This is a genomic window from Pseudoalteromonas sp. SWXJ133 (genome assembly GCF_015864365.1).
Taxonomy (GTDB): Bacteria; Pseudomonadota; Gammaproteobacteria; order Enterobacterales; family Alteromonadaceae; genus Pseudoalteromonas; species Pseudoalteromonas arctica.
The window spans coordinates 1-1346 of the sequence record NZ_JADYXJ010000049.1; the positions used below are offsets into that span (position 1 = coordinate 1).

Annotated in this window: 1 protein-coding gene; it reads right to left on the reverse strand. The window is 51.8% G+C overall.

Features of this window, described 5'->3' with window-relative positions; genetic code table 11:
• Positions 1 to 1346: Ig-like domain-containing protein (locus I6F40_RS19555; RefSeq protein WP_197193335.1), on the reverse strand; the 1346-nt coding region annotated here is incomplete at both ends.

Here is a 1346-nt window from a genome sequence, read left to right on the forward strand (position 1 = left end):
CCTCAATAGCATCGCTTGTACCACTGAGGGTCGGCGTTACATCATTGCTTGAACCTGGGCTGGTCAGAATAAGTGTCGGTGCTATGGTGTCTACTTCACCACTGCCTGTTGCCGTGGCTTCATTGCCCGCGGCATCTTCAACACTTGCACTAATGGTGTATGAACCTTCTGCAAGTGCTACCGGTACAGGAATTGACCATGTGCCATTAGCAAGTACGGTGGCGCTGAGTGTTTGCGGTATGCCAGCACTATCAGTCACGGTAAGTGTAACCGTACTGCCTTGCGGTGCATCACTACTGCCAGCAATGGTCGGTGTGGTGTCGTTGTCTACGCCGTTGTCTGTAATTATTAGCGTTGGTGCGACAAGGTCTATTAGACCGGTTTCTGTTGCACTGCCAATATTGCCCAGTCCATCATTCACGGTAGCGGTTACGGTGTATGCGCCTTCAGCTAGCACGCTGGGTGCATCGACGCTCCATACGCCACCCGTTACCGTGGTCGTGACGGTGGTGATGTTATCAGCACTGTCGGTAAAGCTTAAATTGATGGTTGTGCCATCAGCTGCATCACTTGTCCCGCGAATTTCTGGCGTGGTGTCATTGGTATCAACCAGCGTGTTAATACTAATACTCGGTGCATTCGTGTCGAGCGTCGCACCTTCACTTAATGTAGTGGTGTTACCTGCGACATCACTCACACTGGCTTCAATCGTAAGCGGGCCATCAGTCAGTGCGTTCGGTACATCCGCTGACCAACTGCCATCGGCTTGCACTGTTGCGGTGAACGGTTCAGTGTTATTGCCATCGCTCACGCTGATACTAATAACAGTCCCTGCTGGGGCGTTTGATGTCCCGCTAATTGTTGGCGTGCTATCGTTAGTGGCGCCTACGGTGTCTAACGTCAATGTTGGTGCTAAGGTATCAAGAGTGCCCGTTTGTGTGGCGCCTCCGGTGTTGCCTGCATCATCCGTTATACTGGCTTGTACGGTGTAGCTGCCATCCGGTAATTCAGGGCTGGTTGCTTGCCATTCACCGTTTGCATCGACCGTGGCTGTAATTGGGTGTTCATCACCATTACCGTCGATGATAATAATATTGACAACCGTGCCTGCAGGCTCTGTTGATGTGCCGCTAACGGTTGGCGTGCTGTCGCTGCCTAAGCCCAATACATCAACGGTGACGATTGGCGTTACAGTATCAACATTGCCACTGCTATTCGCTGTGCTCTCGTTGCCTGCAGCATCCGTTATGCTCGCAACAACCGTAAAATCACCTTGGGCAAGCGCGTTTGATACTTCAATAGCCCAGTGTCCATCGCTGCCGACTATCGTATCAATGGTTTGCTCA